Genomic DNA, 230 nt, shown 5'->3' with positions numbered 1-230 from the left:
GCTGTGGCCCAGCGCCGAGAACGCGCTGATCGCTCGTTGCAAGCGCCAGCAAGGTACGTTGGGCAAGGTCGGTCTGCCCGAAGCATGCCGTGGCCAGGCCGAGCGCCGCTTCACCCTCAGCGACGACCCGCGCCTGCTTGACCTGGCCGGCTGGCAGCAGTACGTGGGCCGACGCGGCGAGCGCGAGCAGCACAACGGCCAGTTCGTGCGCAGCCCCGACAGCTATGAAC

Annotated in this window: 1 pseudogene; it reads left to right on the top strand. The window is 69.6% G+C overall.

Annotated features, from left to right (window positions below):
• A pseudogene (locus FQ668_RS28395) lies at nt 1–230 on the top strand (hypothetical protein); the annotation flags it as partial.

This window comes from Pseudomonas sp. Kh14 (genome assembly GCF_900291005.1).
Lineage (GTDB): Bacteria > Pseudomonadota > Gammaproteobacteria > Pseudomonadales > Pseudomonadaceae > Aquipseudomonas > Aquipseudomonas alloputida.
This window is presented reverse-complemented; position numbering and strand designations above follow the sequence as displayed.